A 23,714-nucleotide genomic window follows, 5' to 3' on the forward strand; every position below is an offset into this window, starting at 1 on the left:
AATGAGCGAAAATATAGTCTTGCAGCCAACGACAATCATTATTTTTGGTGCAACGGGAGATTTAGCAAAAAGAAAACTTTTTCCGGCGTTTTATAATTTATATATCGATGGACGAATGCCGAAGGGATTCAACATCGTAGCATTGGGAAGAGCAGATAACACCGATGAATATTTTAAAAATTACATCAAAGAAAATCTGAAAAGCTTCTCAAGAAAAAAAGTAAGATCAGAAGAATGGGCTGGTTTTCAGGCTCATATTACATATTTTCAGCATCAGTTGGATGAGGAGAGTTCTTACAAAAGTTTATATGAAAAGCTAGAAAGCTTCGACAAAGTTTATGGAACGAGAGGTAACAGATTATTCTATTTGTCAATCGGGCCAAATTTTGTTTCCACGATTTCTAATCATATTAAAAATACTTCACTAGCTTCTGATCCTCAAAAAGATAGAATCATTATTGAAAAGCCTTTCGGTCACAACAAACAATCGGCAATCGAGCTGAACAGTTTATTGGCTGAAACTTTTGAGGAAGAGCAAATCTACCGTATCGATCACTATTTAGGAAAGGAAACGGTACAGAATATCTTAGCATTCAGATTCGGAAACTCAATTTTTGAACCTTTATGGGATCGCCATCACATTGAATCTGTTCAAATTACTGTTGCAGAAGAAGTTGGGGTAGAAACCAGAGGCAGCTTTTACGAGCAAACCGGAGCTTTAAGAGATATGATTCAGAACCACTTATTGCAAATCTTGTGTATGGTTGCAATGGAGCCACCAGCTTCGCTGGAATCTGGGGAAATCAGAGATCGTAAAGTGGATGTTTTAAAAGCTATCCGCAGAATTTCGCCTGAAAAAGTGGATCATTATGCCGTGAGAGGACAATACGGAAAAGGTACGATCAATGGCGTAAAAGTAAAAGGTTATCGTCAGGAAGACGGAATTGCACCAGATTCTAATACAGAAACTTTCGCAGCCGTAAAATTCTATTTGGATAACGAAAGATGGCAGGATGTTCCTTTTTACGTTCGTACAGGGAAAAAAATGAAGGAAAAACATTCTTATATTACGATTCAGTTTAAACCGCTTCCGCATTCTACATTCTCAGAAAGTTCTCAGCTTTTATCGGCAAACAGATTGATTATCAATATTCAGCCACTAATGGATATCAGGTTGCAGTTTATGACTAAAATGCCAGGACTTTCATTGGATTTAAAACCTGTTGAAATGATTTTCGATTATTTCGCATGTCAGGAAGACACTCCTGAAGCATATGAAACCTTGTTGCTGGATGCTCTTTTGGGTGATCTTACCTTATTTATGCGTTCGGATCAGGTAGAAGAAGCCTGGGACGTTGTGAAAACCATCCAGGAATCTTGGGAAAGCAGCAAAGATCATTCATTCCCGAACTATGAAGCGGGAAGTTGGGGACCGCAGGACAGCTTTGCTCTAGTAGAAAGACAAGGCCATACTTGGGTTTAAAATTTTAATTAAAACTAAAGAAAATGATTACAGTATTTAATGATTTAGATACGTTATATAAAAAAGCAGCAGACACTTTTGTTGAGCTTTCAGAAAGGGCAATCCAAAAGCATGATAAATTTGTGGTGGCTTTAAGTGGAGGTTCTTCTCCAAAAGCTATTTTCAATTTATTAGCAACTGAAGAATATTCGCAAAAAATCGAATGGAATAAAGTATATTTCTTTTGGGTTGATGAAAGATGGGTTCCTTTAAATGACGAAAAAAGCAATGCAAAAATGACTTTTGAAGCTCTTTTTAATAAAGTTCCTGTGAATAAAGATCATATTTTCCCAATGTATAAAGATGGTGTAGAGCCTGAAGATTATGCTAAGGAATATGAGAAACAGATTAAAAATATTCTTGGTGAAGAAGGTATTTTTGATTTTATTCTTTTGGGAATGGGAGACGACGGTCATACTGCGTCATTATTCCCTGGAGAAGCTATTTTGGATGAAAAAGAAAAGTGGGTAGATGCTTATTACTTGAAACCACAGGAAATGTTTAGAATTACTTTGACGGCTCCGATCATTAACAAAGCAGAAAATATTTTGGTTGTTGCATTCGGAGAGTCTAAGAAACACGCCTTAAATGAAGTATTAAATGGAGAATATAATCCGAAATTATATCCTTTACAACTCATCGAAAGGAAAGAAGGTTTTCAGTTTTTTACAGATGAAAAAGCAAAAGGCTAATTTTCATTAAACCTGAAAAATATTAATAAAAATAAAAACAGCGCATTATTACTTTAATGACGCTGTTTTTTGTTTAAAGTACAATGATATTTTAAGTTTATTCTTTTCTATCATTTGCTGAGTGAAATGCCCTTGCAAACAAAATGAAAAGTGTGGTAAGAAAAAACTTAGAACAATTTGTGTTCAAAATAAATCATTAGTTTATTTTTGATTTAAATTTTTCAATCGCAGCTTCCGAAACAGGCGTAAAAAAATTCACCAGATTTCCATCCGGATCTCTAAATAGTAAAGACTTATTTCCCCACGGCATCACGGTAGGTTTCTGTACAATCTGAGAAGATAAAGAATCTTTTAATCTTTCAAATTCCTGATCTACATCGTTTACCAGAAATTCAATAATTACACTTTTGTTTTCAGCTGGTTTTGCAACATGATCTCCACCAAAAAGTTGTAGTGTTCTTGTACTTCCGATAGCAATGGTTGCTGTTGAGGTTTGCAATTCAGCAAAATCGGGAGTGTATTGTATTGCTTGAATTGCCGTTATTTCTTCATAAAATTTAACTAAACGATCAATATTTGCGGTAATGATTCGTACGGAAACTATATTCATTTTTTATTATTTAAATTATTACTGCAAAAATAGTTGAGTACGATGACAACAGTCTGTCAGTTGTGGTATGTAAATGAATTTTTTTAATCATTTTTAAAATATTAATAGAAATTAATCACATAAAAATAATAAAAAGTTTATTTTTGCTGCTGTAAAAGCTTGTTTTTAATAAATTTTTATTCTTTTAATAAAATATAAGTTTCCTTTTTAATAGAAAATGTTTATATGTTGATTGATTCTTCTTTTTTCCAGTACAAATTCTGCATATTTAGAAGGAAATTTTTGAAACGTACAGCTCAGCCTTTCATTTAAAAAGAAGATTAAATTCCACAAAGCTTAGCGGGATTGATTTTTCTATTCAATAGGTTGTATTTTGGATTCTTGATATAAGAATATATTTATTAAAACTATAGCTGTGCAAACGATTAACTAATATATTGTTATAATTATGAAAATTTCAACTCAAATTAAACTATTGTCGTTGTTTCTGGCTGTGGCAGGTTCTCAGCATGTCCTTTCGCAAACCAGGGTCATTGTAAATCCCGGTTTGGAATTTGGTGTGGCCAATGGAACGGTTGTACAGAGTGATGCTAATTTCGGTTTTGGATCTACTTTTGATGCCGGTTCTGCGGTTACTTCTCCTTGGTATACATCTCATCCTGAGCAAACAGGAGTTTGTGGTCCTGGTGCTGTTGGAAGCTGTCACCCGATTGAAGTATGGGGATCAGGATTTAATAATGTTACTGCTATTGAGGGAAGTAACTTTGTCGAACTTAATGCTTATGTAAGTTCAATGATTTATCAAAATATGTATCTGGCAAATGGTGATATTATTACCTATAACTTTAAGCACAGAGCAAGATCAACTACTGCGGAACAAGCAGCTATGGTCATTGAAGATCAAAATCAGACAGCAATTGCAACAGTAAAATCAACTGTTGTTCCTGCTACTACAGGTTCGTGGGCTACCAATTCGGGAACTTATACGTTTAATGGAACTTCCGGTGTTTACAGAGTAGGATTCAGAGCTTTGGTAAACGGAGGAAGTCCGGGATTGGGAAATTTATTAGATGATATCAGAATTTCTTTAAATCCTCTTATAGACTTAAAATTCTCCAATGCCTTATCATCTTGTGAAGGAGCCAGCAATGGAAATTTATTTTTAAGAATAAATGGGGCTGTTACCTCTACTACCACGGTTGCTGTAGAACTTATAAATCCGTCAAATGGAACAGCGTTGGCAAGTGACAGTGATATTTCTTTAACTCCGGTTACCAATTCCAACGGTACTCCCACGATTTCTCATACAGCGGGAACCAATTTTTATTTAATTACAATTCCACAGGGAAATTATGACGGGGGAGCCACGCCGGGATATGCAAGTCCAAATAACGATGAAGATGGAGTTGCCATTAATATTGCATCTGTAAATGATCTTATTGAAGAACCTAATGAAACGTTTAAATTCCAAATTAAACAAAACGGAACCAATGGATCGACGAATAATTTCGTTTCTACATCTTCTCCGATTTATGGCGATACTTATTATCCTACAACCAACGATTATTTTATCCAAAAATGTGTATGCTACGATACTGCGAATACAATCGCAACAGCTGTTGACAGTAAGGTCGGGATTTCGAATCTTAGAAAAATTTCCAATAACGGGGTCTGGCCTGCAAGCAGAAAATCCGCGCATTTGGTTATGGAATCTAATAATAAGGGGTTTGTAATTACTAGAATGACTACGGCTCAGGTAAATGCGCTTGTTTCGCCACAGGAAGGAATGATGGTTTATGATACAACTCTGAAATGTCTAAAATTATATGACGGAACTGCATGGAGCTGCTTCAGTACTCCTGCCTGTCCTTAATTTTTCTAAATTTAAAATTTTCAAATTCAATTCGACTTAAAAATGAAAAAATTATTATCAGCCTTATTTATCATAGCAATATCAATATTTTCCAATGCGCAAATTATCATAGGAGATGCAGTGGGAACTTCTACCGTAAAAACTTCGGTTTTGCTGGATTTTGCACCAAATCAGAATAAAGGAATCATCATTCCTTACGTTAGATCTCTACCTTCAAATCCAACGGAGGGTACTTTGGTATTGGATGCCTCAGATGTCACAAAAGCAAGAGTGAAATATTACAACGGAACATGGGTAGATCTTAGTGCAAGAGATACCGATGTTACAAATATCCTATCAACCCAGCCAACCACAATTCAGGTTAATGAAGCTGAGGGAGAGAAAATAATCATCGGGGCAGCTTCTACAACCGCAAACGGGGTTGTTGTGTTGGAATCCACCACAAAAGCAATGATTTTACCAATTGTGTCGGACGTACAAAATATTGCGAGTCCGTCTCCGGGAATGATGGTGTATGTAAATAAAGCAGGGGCAAAGCGTTTGGCTGTTTTCAATGGCAGTTCATGGGCGTTCTGGAAACCGTAAAGGTTTAATTCATAAACTTATAGAAAGCTGTTTCAGATGGAGACAGCTTTTTTATTTAATATTGATTATAATCCAAACTATATTCGATCAAATTATTTTAAATTTGTCATACGAAAACAACACCATTAGAGTCTAATGATGTTGCTTAGTCTTTGCGTTTTTACCTTAGCGATAAAATTGGTAAAAAATTGTCTTTTTTTGGCGTTTAGACAATTTTGTTTTGCTTCATCCCTGTATGAAGCATACTAAATCAAGGGGGAATTTAGATTCTGACTGACAGTTTTTTACGGTCGTGAAGTTTCAGTGTTTCAGCCTTGTTAGTGTTTTAATATATAGAATGGTTTTTAGTTTGTGCAAATATATGAAAATAAGACACTGTAAAGTGTTTTTATTTATAAAAAATTTCTTAAACTTGTATTTTAATGTTTAATGATGGAAAGAAAATCAGCAGCGGGCAGTATCCGTAACAAGGAACGCAGTAAAAAGAAATTTTTAGACGCGGTTGGAAAAATCTTGAAAACAAAGGGATACGCCGCATTAAAAGTAAATTATATTGCCGCAGTTGCGGGAGTAGACAAAAAGATGATCTATACCTATTTTGGAGGTATAGACGGATTGATTGATGAGTATATTCTTACTCAGGATTACTGGAGCAAAGCCACTTCCGATACTGTAATGCCTGTTATTGAAGACGGTGGAAGAGAATTTGTGAAAGGGATGCTCACCTCGCAATACGATTATGTATTCAAGAACAAAGAAGCACAGAAACTATTGCTGTGGCGTCTGTCTGAATCGAGGAAATCATTAAAAAAAATGACGGATATACAGGAAGAAAACGGAGAATTTATCTTTAAGTATATTACAGATCCCAATTTCGGTGAAAGTTCGGACGAATTTCGTTCAGTGATGGCCATAATGGTTTCAGGTCTTTATTATCTGAACATGTATGCATCTTTGAATGGCGATGTTTTTTGCGGCATCAACCTCAATACTTCGGAAGGACGTGAGAAAATTAAGAAAGCAGTTTCATTCGTGACGGACGCCTGTTACGATAACCTGCAGGATACAAAATAAACGAATAATATGAAAGCTGTTTCGATTTTGAAACGGCTTTTTCTTTGTATAATGTAAGAAAAGAATAAATCAACAAAGATTGTATTTTCAACTTTTGTGAAACAAATTTGTTGTCTTTGCTTTATAAAAATATACAATGATTTTTGTGGCAGATTTGTACAAATCATATCCTTATTTGTCCATGTTTTCGCCTTTGTTGCTGAGCTACCTTTGTCTTATCAGTAACATTAAAAAATAATTCAAAATGAAAACAATCAATGTACCCGCAAAAGAACAAGTAAGTGAACAGTCTCAAATGATTTTCGATGCCATTACCAAAAAAATCGGGAAAGTCCCAAATCTTTTTGCTACAATCGGTTATTCTGCAAACGCCTTGAAAGGAATTTTAGAATTTGAAGAAGCCTTTGCAAAAGGAGCTTTCAGCGCAAAAGAACGTGAAGGAATTAATCTAGTTGTTTCGCAAACAAATAATTGTACTTACTGTTTAGCGGCTCATACAATGCTTGCAGGAATGAAGGGTTTCAGCAGCGATGAGATCATCGAAATGAGAAAAGGACATTCTTCAGATGCAAAACTGGAAATTGTATTGCAATTAGCAAAATCTATTGTAGAAAATAAAGGAAACGCCGATGCTTCCTTGAAAAACACATTTTTTGAAGTTGGTTATAACGAAGCTGCGCTGATTGATCTTATCGGAATTATTACCGTTCGTACTTTCACCAATTACGTTTACGCGGCGACCGAAATTCCTGTAGATTTTCCATTAGCGCCACAGGTTTAATTAATTTTTTTAGGAGCTTTATCCTGCTCTCCGCACTCGCTATTTTTTTGGATTCGGCGCGGCAGCAAAGCTGCCGCGCCGAATCCAAAAAAATGAGCTCAAACAATCGCTGCGATCAGGGCTAGGAATTTGCGACTGCAAGTAAGAGCAAGAATTAAGCATCCAGTTTGTCATCCCGATTTCTATGACAAATTGAGTGTAAAATCAAATTAAAATTTAAGGAAAATCCGTATTCAATATTCAACAAAAAAGGTTTTACAGAAAGTTCTGTAAAACCTTTTATTTTTAAATAAATTTCAGATTAGTAACCCAAATAATAATCAGGGCTCAACCAGTAAGGACGATTCAATCCATAATGTTCTTCAAGCATTTTCTCCGCCTCACAGAACGCACCTTCTACCCAGCCTTGCTGATCAGAATACGCTTCTCCGATGATGTGAATATGTTCATTAGAAACAGGCTTTCTCATATATGGCATTACATCTTTTACCAAGTATCCGGCTTTCCATGCATGATATCCAGCTCCGAAAGGATCGTCTGTCCAGTCCTTAAAATACGTTACATAAGGCTCCGGAATTGTTATTTGATCACCGTGAAGCTCACGAAGCTGAGCCATCAACTCATCGACCATCAGTTTCGTTGCCTGAACATCATCTAATTCATGTAGTTCTTTTAATGAAGCAGATTTCGCAGCCTTAACTTCAAAAAGAATCTTGTCATCGGAAAGCGCTTTCCAGAAGGTTTCTGTTTCCATATCCCCATAGCTTCCCAATAGCATAGAGTTGTCTGTCTGCTCGTCCGTTCCGAAATAATAGCACTGTCTCATCGGCAAATCCGTGATTGAATGCCCGTGATCGATACCCAATTCTTTCCACCACGGATACGGAAAGCCCATCAAAATTTTAAATGCAGGCTCCATGATCACCGAACGGATATTGTAATTCAGCTTAGAATTTTCATTCACATTAAAAAAGAAATTATTCTGATCCAAAAGCTCTAGAGACTTTCTCGGCATTGCCAAAACAATCGAATTGGCGTAAACTTTCCACGTTGTATTTGTTTTTAAATTAAGGAAAGTCAGCTCATATTTGTGAGTCGTTAAAAGGGGATGATCTTTTCTGAAAGTAATTAATTTATTCTCAGACCAGATTGTTGCTCCTTCAGAGTCATATTCCATATAGGCATTGGCAATGGCATAAGCGATGCTGTCATAACCTTCTTCAATGGTTTTATATTTTGTGTCCGCAGAGAAATCTCCAACCATGTAAGGAAATGCCTCCGCCGAATTCCAGTTGATTGTGTTTGAGTAATATCCTCCTGCATTGGCCAAAAATTCATAACCTTCCTGTGAAACCTGATCTTTTAGTAAGTTCCAGAAACCCAGATCATTTACTTTACGTTTGTCATAAGGAGAATTTGGGAAATTGTAAACCAATCTGGGCTTGATGTCGTCCCAGTCCACACTCGTTAATTCAAACGAATAGTCATACATTGTTTTTCCTCTCTTTATTTTTTCGCCATATTTCTCAGCAACCCATGGATCTGCCATCAAAACATCGTAAATCACTTTATTAAATAATTGATCCGAACTAAAACCCAAATCATCATCATTTAAATAATATCTTGTAATCAATTTTTCCCCTTTATCCTGAGCAACGTTCCAAGCATTTTGTAAGCAACGTTCTTTTCTAAGATACATTAGCAATTTTGATGCTTCTCCCATCGGGAAATCGACAGGCGTCATAATATCTTTTAAAATAGGAATACGTTTTTGTTTATCCAAAGGGTCTGGGTAACCTTCAATTAAATTAGTCACAATTTCCTGAGAAGTAAGGTAACGCATACCTCCCAATTCGCCCCAGAAATTCATTCCTGGCATGATAACAGACTCCAGTCTTCCGCCAAGTTTTTCGTTCATGTCGAAAATCTGCACATCACTTGGTTTAAATCTTTTGTCCGTTACCAAACGATAAGCCGTATATAATCCGGAAGTTCCGGCTCCGATGATGGCTACTTCAATTTTTAAATCAGGGTGCATTCCCGGATTTAGAGGTGTGTTTTTGTTCATAGTATTTCAGTTTTTTAATTTGATTTAAAATTTTTTAAAGTAATTTCTTCCTAATTGAAAAGGTGTAATATCAAAATCCGTATGTCCATCCAATACAAGATCGGTCATGATTTTTCCTAAAAACGGAGTGAATTTTGCCGCCCAACCTGTCGCATACACTACAATGTTTTTGTGATTCGGAACGTAGCTTGGCGCAAAATCAATCAATAATTCTTTATTTTCTATGGTGCTTAAAGAAATAAGACATGTTGAGGTGTATTCAGGCTCAATAGCCAAACCAGTCATGTGCTCTTCCACCCATTCGGAAGTATAATCCAATTCTAATTTATTTGGAATTAAAGTTCTTTCACTTGGATCGCTAAGCGGAGTAATCACAAAATCCGGCGCAACACGAATATAATCCGGATGATCCCAATCTACACTAGGAAAACCGTAGAACTGGTTTCCATTGTTTCCGACTTTATTTTGGAACACAAACCAAGTCGGATATTGAATATTGGGATCTGTTTTTTTGAAATAGGCTGAAGCCATATTCCAGTACGTTGCCTCAATTTTAAAATGTAATAAATTAATAACGCTATTTATATAAGGCCCGGGAATAATCGCCAGCTTTTTAGTGATATAGCTTCCGTTGGGAGTGATTACTTCAAAAAGATTATCCTCAAGATTTTTAATATTTAAAACAGGAGAATTTTCTTCCAGATGTACGGATTCTGCTTTCTGACAAAGATTTAAAAGGGTTTCAATGGTTGCTTTAAAATTAATGCTTGCACCGTCTGGCTGAAACAATCCGGTATAACTTTCAGGAAGATTTCTGAAATGATATTTTTCTTCGATTTCTTTGGAAGTAAGGGTAGTATAGGGAACATTCAATGCCTTCAAAGCTTCTTCGGCTTCTGCAATATTTCCTTCGGTAGACTTTACTTTGGGATCGCCGAACCATAGGGTTCCGACCTTGTCAAGAAGTTCAACATCGGTTTCTTTTTGCAGTTCGTCCCAATAAGGTATCGCATCCAAAGCCATTTTCACCATATATTCATCAGGATAAGGGATTCGGAATTGTCTCGAAACTCCCGCAGAGCTTCCTAATTGATTCACAAAAGTGAATTGTTCCAGAACTAAGGTTTTTGCATTGCGCTTTCCAAGATGATACGCAGTTGCCAAACCTATTGCTCCTCCACCAATGACGATTACGTCGTAGTTTTCTTGAGTCATGTGTTTATATTTTTAGCTTTTATGGTCGTTTGGAATAGGCCAATAGAAAAAGGCACGATAGATTATATGTGCCAAGATTCTTATCTGCCAATTCAAATGAATAGTTTTTTTAATCTAAAATACTCGTCGCCGGTACAATCAAGTATGTTGTTGCAAAATAGATATAATAATATCATTATGCTTTTCAAAGTAACAAAGGAAAAAGTATATTTTGGGTAGTGTAAATAACCAATCAGTACTTTCAGTAAAAATACTTAATTTCCGATTACATACCACATTTTTTATAAAAATTAAAATTTTTTTCATATACTTCCGTCAACTGAATGCTCTTTCATGCATTCTTAGGAATAACAATTTAAAATAAAACCTTATCCTAAAAATAAAAAAGGCAACTATTCTTTGTGTTAAAAAGAGTAGTTGCCTTTAAAAAACTAATTGTACGTAAAATTTTATTCCGATATAAATACGGAAACTATATAAGAAACTATATAAATTTTAATTAAGAGTGATGATTTTGTTAAAAACATTTCCTCCTTCCTCAACAGTGATGATGTATTTATCAGCTGTTTTCAGGTTAAGGTCAAATGTAAGATCAAGATCACCGTTAGATGCTTTTTTTGTTGCATTGTAATAAATATTTTCAGCAAGATCGGTTACAGAAATAGTTGCACTGTTTTTTACACCCGAAAGATGAAGCTTAACCATATTTCCGGAAATGGTATATTCAGGTTTATTTATTTCAGAAAAAGGAGTTTTTTCGATCTGTAAAGTATTGTCATTGCTTATATTGATTTTATACTTTTCAATCTTCTGATCAGATTCAGCAACAAGGAAATAAGTTCCCGCAGCTAGATTTTCCAGATTATAAGATTTAGTTACAGATTCTTCATTACCTGTTTTTTCAGAAAATAATTCTCCGTAAGTATCATTATAAATTACTAAAGATATATTTTTTGCATTAAGTACTTCAAAATTTACAGTTTTTGCTGTTGCAGTTCCAAAAGATAGAGCAAAATCTCTGTCTTTACTCATCAAACTTGCTGAGATTAAAAGGAATCCCACAAGGAAAGCGGATTTTAATAATTTAGTCATAATGATAAAGTTTTTGTTATCAGTTATTTATATTGCAAATGTATGACGGATATCATTCTTAATCTATAATATAATTTTCATATTTATGTGCTATTTTAACCTTTTAATTAAATAATTAAATATTATTTGTTAATTTTGTACATGAATTATTTTGAATAAAATGAAACATTCACATCCTGCCTTTGAAGCTGTAAAACCCAATATTGGAAGCAGTTTCACGAGTTTGAAGTTTCTTCGGAATGAAAATATAAAGTCGCATGTTTGGCATTATCATCCCGAAGTTGAGCTTATTTTTGTGTGCGGAGGTTCCGGAAAAAGGCAGATCGGAAGCAATATTTCCTATTTTACGGACGGCGATCTTGTAATGATGGGAAGCAATCTCCCGCACTGCGGAATGACCAACGAAAACACCAATAATGATTACGAAATGGTGATCCAATTCAAACCGGACTTTTTAGGTGAAAATATTTGGGAATTGCCTGAAATGCAAAGAATTGCCGCTTTGCTGGAAAAGTCAAAAGCTGGAATTGTTTTTTCGGAAAATGTAAAAAAAACGATCGGGAAAAAGATTGTAGAAATGCACGAATCTTCTTCATTGGAAAGGCTTGTCAAGTTCCTGGAAATCCTCGATACATTGGCTGCCACACAGGATTACAGGATTTTAAATGCCGGAAAATATTACCTCCAGACTCAGGTAGAAGATAATGAAAGAATCAATCTGATTTTCAATTATGTAAAGGATCATTTTAAGGAACAGATAACTTTGGAAGAAATTGCGGATTTAGCGAATATGAAAGTGCCGTCTTTTTGCCGTTATTTCAAGAAAATTACGAACAAAACATTCACTCAATTCGTCAACGAATACAGGATTACTCATTCGCTGAAGCTCCTTGCAGAAAAGCCTTTGAGCATCACCGAGGTTTGTTTCGAATCTGGGTTTAATAATTTTAGTTATTTCAATAAAACATTTAAAGAATACATTCAAAAAAGTCCGTCGCAGTATAGAAAAGAGTTCAATTTTTTTATAGAATAATTTTTTAGGAGCTTAATCACCGCTTTCCACTGTATCTTTTTGGTTACGGGTTCCTGAACATTCGTTCGTAAACTTTCAGTTTATGCTCCACCCGCAACCAAAAAGGATGTCGTTTCAATAGGGGCTAGGAATTCGCCGAAAAAACAATATTTGGAGGAATTATCAAGAAACGACAAAAAAATATCATAAAAAATCACAAAAATAATCAATAATAGAAAATTTAATGATGAGTTTACTAATTTTACACTTGGAATTACTGGATAAATTCATTTTCAGAAAACAACAATATGGAAAATATTAAAATGATCGTAACCGATATGGACGGAACTTTTCTCAACTCACATCACGAGATAAGTCCTGAATTTATGGGCATTTACAACGAACTTAAAAGAAGAAATATCCTGTTTGTTCCTGCAAGCGGAAGACAGATGATGGGGATTACAAAATATTTCGGTGATATTGAAAACGAAATGGCTTTCATCGCTGAAAATGGGGGATATGTTAAATATCAGAACAAAGAACTTTTTGTAGATCAGTTAGATCAAAAATATATAGCGGAAATTATTACAACAATTCGTAGAATTCCCGGTGCGACGGCAGTTTTGTCTGGAAAGAAGAAAGCCTATTATGAAACGGATAATCAGGGTTTTATCGATTATATTTCACAATTTTATACCGATAACGAAAGGAGAGAAGACCTTACATTGGGTGTTGATGACAGTATATTTAAAATAGCAGTTTATCATGCGCAAGGTTCCGAAGAAAATTTGTATCCAATTCTAAAAGACTTCGAAAAATATGACCTAGAAGTCGTAGTTTCCGGACAATATTGGCTGGACATCATGAATAAAAACATCAATAAAGGAAATGCTTTAGAAATCCTTCAAAAATCTCTTGGGATTTCTCCCGAACAAACGATGGCATTTGGAGACTACATGAATGATATCGAAATGTTGAAAAATGCAAAATATTCCTATGCCATGAAAAACGCCCATCCTTCTGTAAAAGCTGCCGCAAGTTTTGAAGCTTGTACCAACGATAATTTTGGCGTACTGAAAACAATTAAAGATTATTTAAATTAAAGGTTGGAATGATCTTTATGTGAATTTAATTCAAAAGAAATAATCACATAATTAAAGATTGTTAAAGGTCAAACAAAAAGGTGAATCTTTTGGGATTCACCTTGTAATATAGTATGTAATTATCTGTTACGACTGGATAAACTCCAAAATATCTTTATTAATTGTCTCTGCTTCCGTAGTCGGCATTCCGTGAGGAAAACCTGGATATGTGATTAACTTTCCGTTTTTCAATAACTTAGCAGATTTTACACCTGCGTTTTCGTAAGGAACAATTTGGTCATCTTCACCATGAAGAACCAAAACCGGAATATCAACCGCTTGTAAATCTTCTCTGAAATCTGTCTCAGAAAACGCTTTAATTCCTTCATAATGAGCCACAATTCCGCCCATCATACCTTGTCTCCACCAGTTTCTTTGTATACCTTCTTTCACATTTGCGCCTTCTCTGTTGTAACCATAAAAAGGAACAGTTAAGTCAATATAAAACTGCTGTCTGTTATTTAAAGTCTGATCTCTGATATTGTCGAAAACCTCCATTGGAACTCCATCCGGATTGCTTTCATTCTTCACCATTATTGGTGGAACGGCACTTATTAAAACTGCTTTTTTAGCTCTTCCGTTTGCATATTTGTTGACGTAACGAATCACTTCACCACCGCCTGTTGAGTGACCGATGTGAACAACGTCTTTCAAATCAAGAAATTTAACCAATTCTGCTGCATCTGCTGCATATTGTTCAATATTATGTCCGTAAATATTTTGGCTTGAGCGACCATGGCCTCTTCTGTCATGTGCAATCACTCTGTATCCTTTTTGTAAGAAGAAAATCACCTGTGCATCCCAATCGTCGGATGATAAAGGCCATCCATGGTGAAACATTAATACTGGTCCTTCTCCTTGATCTTTGTAGAAAATTTCTGTTCCGTCTTGTAATTTTAGTGTACTCATTGTTTTAAATTTTTAATGTTTGTTATTATTTTAATTGATATTTTTCTGTTTGAATTCTTTAGCAAATGTAGACTAGATAGATTCCTCCGACATTAATCTAGTTTAATTTCGTTCGATTTAATAAAAGTTAATTCAAAATAATTTTTAATTTTAAAACTTGTATTAATAATCGGCTGTTTAATAATATGATATAAGAGAAGGTAAAATCCAATTACCTGTAAGAGAAATAATAAAAGCCACTACAATTGCTTCCAAAACAAAACCGTTATTTTTCAGGTTGAATGAAAATTTTTTTCGCCGGAAATTTCTCAATTTCACCTTCGGAAAGACCAAAATTAGTCACCACAACGTCTTTTGGATTTCCAGCCAACCATTCACTTAAATCAATAGATTCGTAAATTCCGCTATTAAATCCAATCAAAACTTTACAAACCGTGTTTCCTGTATTTTTAATATAATGTCCGGCTCCCATCGGAACATAGCCAACATCTCCGGCATTGAATTGCTCAGTTACAACAGTGCCTTCCGCAAGGAAAACCGACATTTCAGCCTGTCCGGAAATATAATATTGCCATTCATCTGCGTTGGGATGCCAATGCATTTCTCTCAAAGCTCCAGGTTGCAATTCCAAAATAGAACCTGCCATTGTTTTGCTGATCGGGAATTCTTTGCTTGTCACCAATCTTTGCAAACCACCTCCGGGAATGATTCTCGGTTGTTGAGAGTGTAAAGGATAACGGTGAAGGTTGGTAAGTTCAATATCAGACTCTTCGGGACGTGCTGTTGCATTGAAAGACAGTTCGTCTGGAACGATACCTTTTGCAAAATAGGCTTCTTTTTGAGGTAATTTTGAAACTTCTTCTAAAGTTAAACCTAAATTCTGAGCAACAATTTCCGGAGGCATGCAAGAAACAAAATCGGTAACACTGAATGTATGATCTTCTGAGAAATTTCCATTATCAAAAATTAAAATAAAATGACTTTCTTCCGTTCCGGTCGCCTGAATCGAGTGTCCGTAACCTTTTGGAAAATACCAGACGTCTCCCGACTCAAAATTATCTGTATAACTGTGTCCGTCAGGATGAATAATTGTTGTGCGTACCGTCCCAGAAATCACATAAGCCCATTCTGCTGCATTTGCGTGCCAATGAAGTTCGCGCATACTTCCCGGCTGCAATCTCATGGAAACTCCCGCAATGCCTATTGAGGCTGGAAAATCTGTTACAGATGCTCCTCTTGTTGTTCCACCATCGTTGGTGCGGGGTTCTTTTTTTTCTAATTCGTATTTAAAACGTAAAGATTCGGTGTTCATAATATTTTTTTAGTGGTGATAAATAATTTAATTTTTTACTAAAAAGGTTGATTATACTTTCCCGTCAATGCTTTATTTTCGATACTTTTTGCAAAGTTTGGTGTTTCTTCGTGGTTGTGAGCATCCGAAGCAGCTTGTCTTGAGGCGGCTGCACTTGCAAGATCGATTCCGTGTTCTTTCATGTATTCGAACATTTCAGGTGTTGCTGTTGCGTGAATTTCGTTGGTGTACAAAGTTGTATTGTCATCAATTTTTGTAGCTTTCAGTTCCCATAAAACCTGAACTTTTGTTCTTCCGTTTTTGGTAATTGAATCCGAAATCGAAAGCATTCTGCAATAATCCGGACGATAAACAGTCGCGATATAGTGTTGTACCATTAAAGCATCGCCGATTGTTTCTACATTTAATGAAACCGGCTCACCATCGAAAGTGGTAGAAATCGCCGCTCCGATGTGCTGAGTAGAGCAACGCTGATATTCTGCATCGGGAAGATTAAGCAACCAATCGGCAATATTTACTTTTTCGATTGGTGCATTGATAATCGCAGTTACACTTGAATGAGATAATGCATTTTCTGAAGTTTGTAGGATTTCCATAATGTTTTTTGATTTAAGCTGTTTGTATTATTTAATGATGTAAAGCTACAATCAACCCGTTTCAAAATCATTTGATATTCGATGAACAGGCAGAAAGTATCGTTGGATAAAAGAAAAAATCATTGGGAGTAAAAAATAATGCTTCAAAATTTCAAAAACCTCGAAGCTTTGAGCCATAAAATTTGTATGATTTTGAAAGAATAACAAACTTTGTAAATATTTTCTGGATTTCTTATGACCGGCTGCCACCTAGCCCCGATTGCAATGAAAATCCTTTTTTGCAAAAAAAGATTGTAATGAAAAGCGGGAAATAGCTCCAAAAAAATCAAATTAAAAACAAGATCTTTCAAAAGAAAATGCAGAATATTCCGTTTAATTCTTAAATTTGGCTAATGCGAAAGAATCTTTATCTCATCATCATATCATTTACTCTTGTGAGTTGCTACACATATCAGGTTAAAAAACCTGTAGATCCTACAATTGATAATAAACAAGGAGGCAAAAATAGTCCGGCTCTTGCCAATAATAATCCTATGCAGGCAAGAGATATAAAGGCTGATCCCAAAAACATGAATCCGCAACAAGTACCTGCTCCGATTAATGTTCAGGAAAAGCTTGCGGCGAATAAAAATGTTAAAATTGATGTTGATGGTAAGTCTTACAAAGTAATCGTTGACCGTTGGGAAGGTGATAGCCTGGTTGCTCACCCGGTTCGTAATTCCAAAATAACTTTGAAATTCCATAAAAACCAGATCAATGCTGAGAAAATTGCTGAAAAACGCTTCTCACAACCAATCGCAGATATTATAACTGTTGTTGCTTATGCGAGTATTGGTGTAGGAATTTGGCTTCTTGTGCGTTAATTAGTAGAGCCTGTTTAAATTTCATTCGGAAATAAAACTTAAACAGGCTCTAAGATTCTTGTAAAGATTAAATTATTTAAAAAGCCATTTTCTAATAAGTTTAGTATAATTTGGCATTACCACAAAAACCATTAGGAAAACAATACAGCAGGAGATTAGAAGTCCGTCAAAATAATGATTGACAGGTATTTTTAACAATCTTAAAAGAGGCAAAATTAATAGAGGAATCAATAACGATAAAGGATAAATTGCCGACCAAGTTACCAAAAACTGTTTCCATCGAACGGGAACTTTTGTTTCATTTTCGTTTTCAAATAGAAAATCCAGACCGGATTTTATTTTATAATTGTCATTTTTTCTGAACAAAGGATTGGCTTTTTCGATCAGTTTTTTTCTGTCGTCGGATTCCATCCAGTTTTTAAGATTTTCAATCGTGTCAAATCTTATAATAACTGTATAAACAAAGGTTAAATCTTGAATAGGTCTTATAATTTGCCAATCGATAAAGCCTTTGGATTGTTTTGTGGTGGGAACAATTTCATCGAGCCATTTTTCGTATTTCTGCTGTTTTCCATCCAAAATGTGATGGGTAATCACTACAGATGCACCTTGATTTTCCATAATGATATTTGTTTTTGATTAATTAATGATAGATTTTAAAAATAATTTAGCTTCAGAAACTGCTTTTAAAATAACTTCATTGAGTTGTTCTAAAGTCTCTTTTGATATTAGATTTTCATCTTTAGTTAATTCAAGAATATCTAATTTTTCCTGTAATAATGGCAATAATCCCATGATTGCAACACTAGATTTCAAGTCGTGCGCTCTTAATTTTACAATTGTGAAATCCTGTTTCTCATATGCTGATGTTAGCTGTTCGATATGTTGAGGGATATTATCGATAAACTGTTGGGTAACAATCTGTTCAAAACTTTTGTCGCCACCGCTTATCGACTGCATGTAAGAAAGATCAATGATTTGATAAATAGGTTCTTCTTCTGTAATTTTTGTCGTTAATTCATCGGATTTTTTTAATCCAAAATTCGAAATTAGTTTAAAAAGTTCTTCTTCTTTAATCGGTTTCGAAATATATTCATTCATACCGCGACTCAGGCATTTTTCTCTTTCTCCTGCTAAAGCATGAGCTGTCATCGCAATAATCGGAATATCAAGTTGCAGAACCTCACGAATTTGCTGAGTCGCTGCATAACCATCCATTTGCGGCATCTGAATATCCATTAAAACCAAATCCGAATTGTTATTTTTAAGATAATCAACCGCTTCCAAACCGTTTGAAACTATATCAAAATCGATATTCCATTGAAGGAGTAAATGCTTCATCAAACTTTGATTAATTGCATTATCATCGACCACAAGAACTCGTAAAGGCGCATTAGACTTATCTTTAAAATAATAAGTATCTACGGTAGAAATCGTCGTTAATTGTTCTTTTGAAATAATGTAAGGAATGTAGAAATGAAACGTAGTTCCTTTTCCTTGTTCGCTCGTTACCTCGATATCACCGTTTTGAAGAAGAATCAATTTTTTCACAATCGATAATCCCAAACCGGTTCCTCCATAATTTCGGGTAATGGAATCTTCACCCTGATTAAATCTTTCAAAAACTTCATCTAGTTTTTCCTTATTAATTCCAATTCCGGTGTCTGAAACTTTAAAACCAATAGTTACATCATTTTCAGTTTGTTTTTTATTGTAAACTTCAATAATAATGCTTCCCTGATGGGTAAATTTAATGGCATTTCCGATGAGGTTGACCAAAATTTGTGTCAATCGTGTTGCATCACCATTCAAAGTATCGGGAATTGTAGAATCAACTTTGCTGGAAATAGTAAGTCTTTTCTCCTTCGCTCTTTCCAGAAAAAGAGTTTCCACAGAATTAATTAATCCATTGATACTGAATATTCCAGGAGTGATTCTCATCATCCCGGCTTCAATTTTTGACAGATCTAAAATATCATTAATAATCGTCATTAAATTCTCTCCCGAGCGCTGAATTGAGGAAACATATTCCGTTGAAGTTGCATCCAAAGTTCTCTTTTGTAATAAATTGGTGAAGCCTAAAATTCCACTCAAAGGAGTTCGAATTTCGTGGCTCATGTTGGCGAGAAAATTTTCTTTTGTCTGCGCTGCAACTGATGCTTTTTTCTCTGCAACGTTCAATTCTTCAATCAATAATTGTTGTCTTCTGAATTGTCTTAAAATATGATAGCCAACAACTGCACCACTCAAAATCAATAAAATCAACAGAGACATGTCATAAATTCTGGCTTTTCTTCCCATTTCCTCGCTTTGTTTACTGAGATCGACCATGTGTAATCTTCGACTTTCGTAAATTTTTGCTGTAATGGTTGTAATTTCATTGGAAATCTGTCTTGCACGAGGATTGGCAATGGAAGTATTATCATCCATATTCCCCAAAGAAAGATAGCGATGAAGCAATTTTTCCTTAGTTGTTTTCTTTTCCATAGCCAAAACGCTGAGTCTATGAATCAGGCGTTCTTCTTCGGCATCTGCATTGTCTTTGGAAAGAGAATCTAGAAAGTTTTCAATCTGATTGATTTTCTGATCGATACCTTCCAAATGTGTCGTATCATTGGTTGCGATGGAAGCTCGGATCCTACTTTCAACACCCAAAATATCGCGGTCTATCTCTCGTAAATGATTGCTGGATCGCAGTTCGTTGAGAAGAGTATTGTTATTTTGGATGAGTTCTTTTGTATTTTTAGCTGAATTAATCTGTACAGCAATCAATAATATCGTACCTGCAATGAATGTGAGGACTATGAAATAACTGAATCGTTTGTTTCCCATTATTGAGGTTATTTTTTTCATAATTGAATATGTACTTTTATAACATAAAATTTATCATTCGATAGGAATCTAAGCAATGATTTAAGATGGAATATCTAAAAAAATAAGTTTGGATTCCTACGGAATTACAAAGCATTGTTTTTATGTAGATGTTTCTTTTGCACTGAATCTGCAGTCCGGCTTGAGTGGAGCTCTTTTTATCTGGACTGAAAGGGAAGATAAAAAAGCGGGAACGGAAGACGGATAAAGCTGCCCAAATAATAAATCAGGCAATATTAAAAAACATTCATTCTTATGTTAAGTGCCTTTCTGTAGGCATCTGCAACGGGAATAAATTTTCCGTTAATCATAATTCCGCCATCCTGCAACGTGTCGATTTTCCCTATCGAAATGATATACGAACGATGAACTCTGATGAAATTTTCCTTTGGAAGACGTTCTTCCGCAGCCTTCATCGTTCCGTGAATCACAAATGTTTTTTCTTTGGTGTAAAACTTTACGTAATCTCCCATTGCTTCGGCATAAAAAATGTCATCCAGCTTCAAACGTCGCGTGATATTGGAATCTCGCACGAAGAGAAATTCATCTTTACTGATCTGTATATTTTCCTTTTTGCTATCGAAAATTGTCTGCGCTTTGCTCATCGCCTGCAAAAATCTCGCAGGAGTAAAAGGCTTAAGCAAATAATCTGCGATATTCAGTTCAAAGGCTTCCAAAGCATATTCTTTTTTGGAAGAGGTGAAAATAATGATGGTGTCTTTACCAGAAAGGTTTTTCGTTAATTCAATTCCTGTCATTTCAGGCATTTCGATATCCAGAAAAATGAGGTCTACCGGATTGTTTTGCAAATGATTGTAGGCATCGATAGCATTACAAAATTCGCTGACAATGGTAAGTCCCGGAATTTGCTTTGCGAGATGCGCAAGGGTGGTTCTTGCGATATCATTGTCATCAACGATTAGGGCTTTCATGGGGGTATATTTATGATTTTATACAAATATACTTATTACTTTCTTATTTTTTTGCTTTGAAATTTGAGTTATCTGAAGTATGAACGGATCATCCATGCCATTTCTTCATGGGTTTCCATCAAGCCTGTAATAAAATCACTCGTTCCGAAATCTTTATATTTTTCGGCAAAAGGAGTGATGTTTCCGCGAAGAAATTCGATGATGCTTTCGTGGTCGCTCAACAGATCTTTCATGTAGCCTAATCCGTCGTTTGTTCTGTCGCTGTATTCGGTAAGATGCGTCAATTCAAGATAAGATTTTAGGGTTGCAGGAGCGTAGTGTCCGATTTTTCTCATACGTTCTGCAACGCTGTCGATCATCTCATCTAGCTGATTGTATTGATTTTCGAAAAAGATGTGCATTGCATGAAAATTGTCGCCTGTGACGTTCCAGTGTGCGTTTCTTGTTTTTACATATAAAACAAATTCGTCTGCCAATAATTTTGCTAATTCTTCTGCCACCGCATCGGTGTTTTTTTCTGTAATACCAATTTTTGCTTTCATGATGTTTCTTATTTAAATTAATAATTGTGTTGTTTTCTGATATAAAGTTCAGGAAGAATAAGGCTTTTTGAGATGAGTTTTCGATGAATGGGCAAAATGAGTCGGTGAAGTGGGCAACAGATTAGATTTTAATTTTTCTTTTATCAAAAACATTTTGACACATTTGTGTCACGCATCCCTTTTCTTTCCGACGCAACTTTGTAGTACAAAATTTAAAAAACGTATTACAATGAAAAATATATTATTAATTCTTGGGCATCCTTCAAAAAATTCGTTCAATAATGCTTTGCTTGATGCCTATAGAAAAGGAGCAGAAAGTGAAGGGGCAACGGTAAAAACAATTTACATCTCAGACCTTGATTTTGACGTAAATCTTTCAGACGGTTACAAAAACGGCGAAACCATGACTCTTGAGGATGATTTAATTAAATCTCAAAAACTCATCAAATGGGCAGATCATGTTGTAATCGCTTTTCCGAATTGGTGGGGATCTATGCCTGCAATTACAAAAGGGTTTATCGACAGGATTTTTCTTCCCGATTTTGCATTTAAACATCATTCAGGAAAGATTTTCCCAGAAAAATTATTAAAGGGAAAAAGTCTTCGCCTTTTAGTAACAATGGATACTCCAAAATGGTGGTTTTACCTTATTTATAGAGCATCTCTTTATCAAATTCTAAAGAAAATAGTCTTCGGATATGTTGGATTTGATCCGATAAAATTTTCAACATTTGGTTTCATGAGAAAATCTACCGATAAGCAAAGACAAAACTGGATAAAAAAAGTAATGGATTTAGGCAAAAAGTTTAAATAAAATCAAAGTGATTTCAATCACACTTTTTTAGTGATTTTAATCCTTCTCCTAAGGCTTTACGCTGAACTAACTTTGTCTCAACAAAAAGAAAAATAACAATTAAAAATAAAAAAATTATGACAACTAATATTTTTGAAAAAGCAGAAATTGGATTTTTAAAATTAAAAAACAGAATTTCAATGGCTCCTATGACAAGAGCGAGAAATGCTGACGGAATTCCCAACGAACAAAACGCTTTATATTACTCACAACGTTCTGGTGCAGGACTGATTATTACTGAGGGAACAGCAATTTCCGAAACGGCAAAAGGCGTTTTACACATTCCCGGTTTGTACACAAAAGAGCAAGTGGAAGGCTGGAAAAAAGTAACAAAAACCGTAAAAGAAAATGGTAGTCTCATTTTCACACAGTTATGGCACGTGGGAAGAGTTTCTCATACTTCAATTCAGCCCAACGGAATTGCACCTGTCGGACCATCGGATATTCAAGCGGCCAATTCTTACGCTTGGGGATACGACGAAAATGGAAAAGAAGGATTTGTAATTTCTTCAAAGCCAAGAGCGCTTTCAACAGATGAAGTGAAAGGTGTTGTAAATGACTTTGTAAATGCTGCAAAAAACGCTATGGATGCTGGTTTCGATGGGGTAGAGCTTCATGGAGCAAATGGATATTTGATCGAACAATTTCTAAATCCTTTCGTAAATAATCGTACCGACGAATACGGCGGAAGCATCGAAAATCGCTCAAGATTTTTACTTGAAACACTAGATGCTGTGATCGCTGTAGTTGGAAATGAAAAAGTTGGAGTAAGATTAACTCCTTATGGTGGACTGAATGAACTTCCGCATTATGACGAAATCGAAGAAACTTATCAATATTTAGCCAAAGAAATCGGAAAAAGAAACATCGCTTATATCCATTTGATGGATCAACAATCGAAAGGAAGTCATGCTTTACCCGAAGGATTTTTAGAACGTTTTCGTACTTGGTATGATGGTGTGATTATTCTTGCAGGAAGCATGAATAAAGATAAATCTGAAGATCTTATCAATGCAGGTACTATTGATATTGCAGGTTTTGGAGAACCGTTTATCTCAAATCCGGATTTAGTTGAACGTTTGCAGAATAATTGGGAACTTACTCCTCCTAATCGCGATCTTCATTACGGCTTAGGCTCTCACGGATAAACCGATTGGAAAGTTTATAGCA

23 protein-coding genes are annotated in these 23,714 nt (G+C 35.2%); 12 read left to right on the forward strand and 11 right to left on the reverse strand.

Annotation, left to right across the window (positions count from 1 at the left end; genetic code table 11):
* Position 1: 1 nt before the first annotated feature.
* A complete protein-coding gene (gene zwf, locus ACKX2A_RS00190; RefSeq protein ID WP_415327003.1) occupies positions 2 to 1,483 on the forward strand; it encodes a glucose-6-phosphate dehydrogenase in 1,482 nt (493 codons plus the stop codon).
* Between the two features lie 23 nt (positions 1,484 to 1,506).
* The gene (gene pgl / locus ACKX2A_RS00195) at positions 1,507 to 2,214 is read left to right on the forward strand and encodes a 6-phosphogluconolactonase (protein WP_415327004.1); all 708 of its coding nucleotides are present in this window, start codon (positions 1,507 to 1,509) and stop codon (positions 2,212 to 2,214) included.
* A gap of 196 nt (positions 2,215 to 2,410) precedes the next feature.
* On the opposite strand, the gene ACKX2A_RS00200 is transcribed toward pgl, so the two are convergent.
* On the reverse strand, positions 2,411 to 2,824 hold the full coding sequence (locus ACKX2A_RS00200) for a VOC family protein (protein ID WP_415327005.1): 414 nt from the start codon (positions 2,822 to 2,824) through the stop codon (positions 2,411 to 2,413).
* 448 nt (positions 2,825 to 3,272) lie between these two features.
* On the opposite strand from ACKX2A_RS00200, the gene ACKX2A_RS00205 reads away from it, so the two are divergent.
* From ACKX2A_RS00205 to ACKX2A_RS00220, 4 genes are all read left to right on the forward strand, one after another.
* Positions 3,273 to 4,697 (forward strand): hypothetical protein, encoded by a 1,425-nt coding sequence (locus ACKX2A_RS00205; RefSeq protein WP_415327006.1) that lies wholly within the window; start codon positions 3,273 to 3,275, stop codon positions 4,695 to 4,697.
* A 42-nt stretch (positions 4,698 to 4,739) separates the two neighbouring features.
* Complete coding sequence (locus ACKX2A_RS00210; protein WP_415327007.1) at positions 4,740 to 5,282, forward strand: hypothetical protein; 543 nt, start codon at positions 4,740 to 4,742, stop codon at positions 5,280 to 5,282.
* A gap of 513 nt (positions 5,283 to 5,795) precedes the next feature.
* Positions 5,796 to 6,356 carry a TetR/AcrR family transcriptional regulator gene (locus ACKX2A_RS00215; RefSeq protein ID WP_415327008.1) on the forward strand — a complete coding sequence of 187 codons (561 nt, stop codon included), beginning with the start codon at positions 5,796 to 5,798 and terminating at the stop codon, positions 6,354 to 6,356.
* A gap of 244 nt (positions 6,357 to 6,600) precedes the next feature.
* Complete coding sequence (locus tag ACKX2A_RS00220) at positions 6,601 to 7,137, forward strand: carboxymuconolactone decarboxylase family protein (RefSeq protein ID WP_415327009.1); 537 nt, start codon at positions 6,601 to 6,603, stop codon at positions 7,135 to 7,137.
* A 301-nt stretch (positions 7,138 to 7,438) separates the two neighbouring features.
* On the opposite strand, the gene ACKX2A_RS00225 is transcribed toward ACKX2A_RS00220, so the two are convergent.
* The 3 genes from ACKX2A_RS00225 to ACKX2A_RS00235 form a co-directional block, all read right to left on the reverse strand.
* Entirely contained in the window at positions 7,439 to 9,205 is a 1,767-nt protein-coding gene (locus tag ACKX2A_RS00225; protein ID WP_415327010.1) for a flavin monoamine oxidase family protein, read from the reverse strand.
* A gap of 24 nt (positions 9,206 to 9,229) precedes the next feature.
* Positions 9,230 to 10,420, reverse strand: coding sequence for an FAD-dependent oxidoreductase (locus ACKX2A_RS00230; RefSeq protein ID WP_415327011.1), 1,191 nt, complete (start codon positions 10,418 to 10,420; stop codon positions 9,230 to 9,232).
* 495 nt (positions 10,421 to 10,915) lie between these two features.
* Positions 10,916 to 11,512 carry a hypothetical protein gene (locus ACKX2A_RS00235; RefSeq protein ID WP_415327012.1) on the reverse strand — a complete coding sequence of 199 codons (597 nt, stop codon included), beginning with the start codon at positions 11,510 to 11,512 and terminating at the stop codon, positions 10,916 to 10,918.
* 160 nt (positions 11,513 to 11,672) lie between these two features.
* Between ACKX2A_RS00235 and ACKX2A_RS00240 the strand changes: the two genes are divergently transcribed.
* Positions 11,673 to 12,545 carry an AraC family transcriptional regulator gene (locus ACKX2A_RS00240; RefSeq protein ID WP_415327013.1) on the forward strand — a complete coding sequence of 291 codons (873 nt, stop codon included), beginning with the start codon at positions 11,673 to 11,675 and terminating at the stop codon, positions 12,543 to 12,545.
* A 287-nt stretch (positions 12,546 to 12,832) separates the two neighbouring features.
* On the forward strand, positions 12,833 to 13,627 hold the full coding sequence (locus ACKX2A_RS00245) for a Cof-type HAD-IIB family hydrolase (protein WP_415327014.1): 795 nt from the start codon (positions 12,833 to 12,835) through the stop codon (positions 13,625 to 13,627).
* 126 nt (positions 13,628 to 13,753) lie between these two features.
* On the opposite strand, the gene ACKX2A_RS00250 is transcribed toward ACKX2A_RS00245, so the two are convergent.
* The 3 genes from ACKX2A_RS00250 to ACKX2A_RS00260 all read right to left on the reverse strand — a co-directional run bounded on the left by ACKX2A_RS00250 (position 13,754) and on the right by ACKX2A_RS00260 (position 16,483).
* Entirely contained in the window at positions 13,754 to 14,575 is an 822-nt protein-coding gene (locus tag ACKX2A_RS00250; RefSeq protein ID WP_415327015.1) for an alpha/beta fold hydrolase, read from the reverse strand.
* Between the two features lie 265 nt (positions 14,576 to 14,840).
* On the reverse strand, positions 14,841 to 15,887 hold the full coding sequence (locus ACKX2A_RS00255) for a cupin domain-containing protein (RefSeq protein WP_415327016.1): 1,047 nt from the start codon (positions 15,885 to 15,887) through the stop codon (positions 14,841 to 14,843).
* A 38-nt stretch (positions 15,888 to 15,925) separates the two neighbouring features.
* Positions 15,926 to 16,483, reverse strand: a complete 558-nt coding sequence (locus ACKX2A_RS00260) for a hypothetical protein (RefSeq protein WP_415327017.1) — start codon at positions 16,481 to 16,483, stop codon at positions 15,926 to 15,928.
* A gap of 392 nt (positions 16,484 to 16,875) precedes the next feature.
* On the opposite strand from ACKX2A_RS00260, the gene ACKX2A_RS00265 reads away from it, so the two are divergent.
* Positions 16,876 to 17,346, forward strand: coding sequence for a hypothetical protein (locus tag ACKX2A_RS00265; protein ID WP_415327018.1), 471 nt, complete (start codon positions 16,876 to 16,878; stop codon positions 17,344 to 17,346).
* A gap of 72 nt (positions 17,347 to 17,418) precedes the next feature.
* Here ACKX2A_RS00265 and ACKX2A_RS00270 read toward each other — a convergent pair whose 3' ends face one another.
* The gene (locus ACKX2A_RS00270; protein ID WP_415327019.1) at positions 17,419 to 17,967 is read right to left on the reverse strand and encodes an antibiotic biosynthesis monooxygenase; all 549 of its coding nucleotides are present in this window, start codon (positions 17,965 to 17,967) and stop codon (positions 17,419 to 17,421) included.
* A gap of 18 nt (positions 17,968 to 17,985) precedes the next feature.
* Positions 17,986 to 20,178 (reverse strand): ATP-binding protein, encoded by a 2,193-nt coding sequence (locus tag ACKX2A_RS00275; RefSeq protein WP_415327020.1) that lies wholly within the window; start codon positions 20,176 to 20,178, stop codon positions 17,986 to 17,988.
* A gap of 109 nt (positions 20,179 to 20,287) precedes the next feature.
* Between ACKX2A_RS00275 and ACKX2A_RS00280 the strand changes: the two genes are divergently transcribed.
* The gene (locus tag ACKX2A_RS00280; RefSeq protein WP_415327021.1) at positions 20,288 to 20,425 is read left to right on the forward strand and encodes a hypothetical protein; all 138 of its coding nucleotides are present in this window, start codon (positions 20,288 to 20,290) and stop codon (positions 20,423 to 20,425) included.
* Positions 20,426 to 20,453: 28 nt separating this feature from the next.
* Here the strand turns inward: ACKX2A_RS00280 and ACKX2A_RS00285 are convergent, their stop codons facing one another.
* The gene (locus tag ACKX2A_RS00285; RefSeq protein ID WP_415327022.1) at positions 20,454 to 21,149 is read right to left on the reverse strand and encodes a LytR/AlgR family response regulator transcription factor; all 696 of its coding nucleotides are present in this window, start codon (positions 21,147 to 21,149) and stop codon (positions 20,454 to 20,456) included.
* A gap of 68 nt (positions 21,150 to 21,217) precedes the next feature.
* Positions 21,218 to 21,691 (reverse strand): Dps family protein, encoded by a 474-nt coding sequence (locus ACKX2A_RS00290; protein ID WP_415327023.1) that lies wholly within the window; start codon positions 21,689 to 21,691, stop codon positions 21,218 to 21,220.
* A 229-nt stretch (positions 21,692 to 21,920) separates the two neighbouring features.
* On the opposite strand from ACKX2A_RS00290, the gene ACKX2A_RS00295 reads away from it, so the two are divergent.
* Both ACKX2A_RS00295 and ACKX2A_RS00300 read left to right on the forward strand, forming a co-directional pair.
* Positions 21,921 to 22,505: an NAD(P)H-dependent oxidoreductase gene (locus tag ACKX2A_RS00295; RefSeq protein ID WP_415327024.1), complete on the forward strand. Its 585-nt coding sequence runs from the start codon at positions 21,921 to 21,923 to the stop codon at positions 22,503 to 22,505.
* 116 nt (positions 22,506 to 22,621) lie between these two features.
* The gene (locus ACKX2A_RS00300) at positions 22,622 to 23,692 is read left to right on the forward strand and encodes an alkene reductase (RefSeq protein ID WP_415327025.1); all 1,071 of its coding nucleotides are present in this window, start codon (positions 22,622 to 22,624) and stop codon (positions 23,690 to 23,692) included.
* Positions 23,693 to 23,714: the final 22 nt, after the last annotated feature.

Origin of the sequence: Chryseobacterium sp. MMS23-Vi53 (assembly GCF_047651245.1) — a bacterium.
Taxonomy (GTDB): Bacteria; Bacteroidota; Bacteroidia; order Flavobacteriales; family Weeksellaceae; genus Chryseobacterium.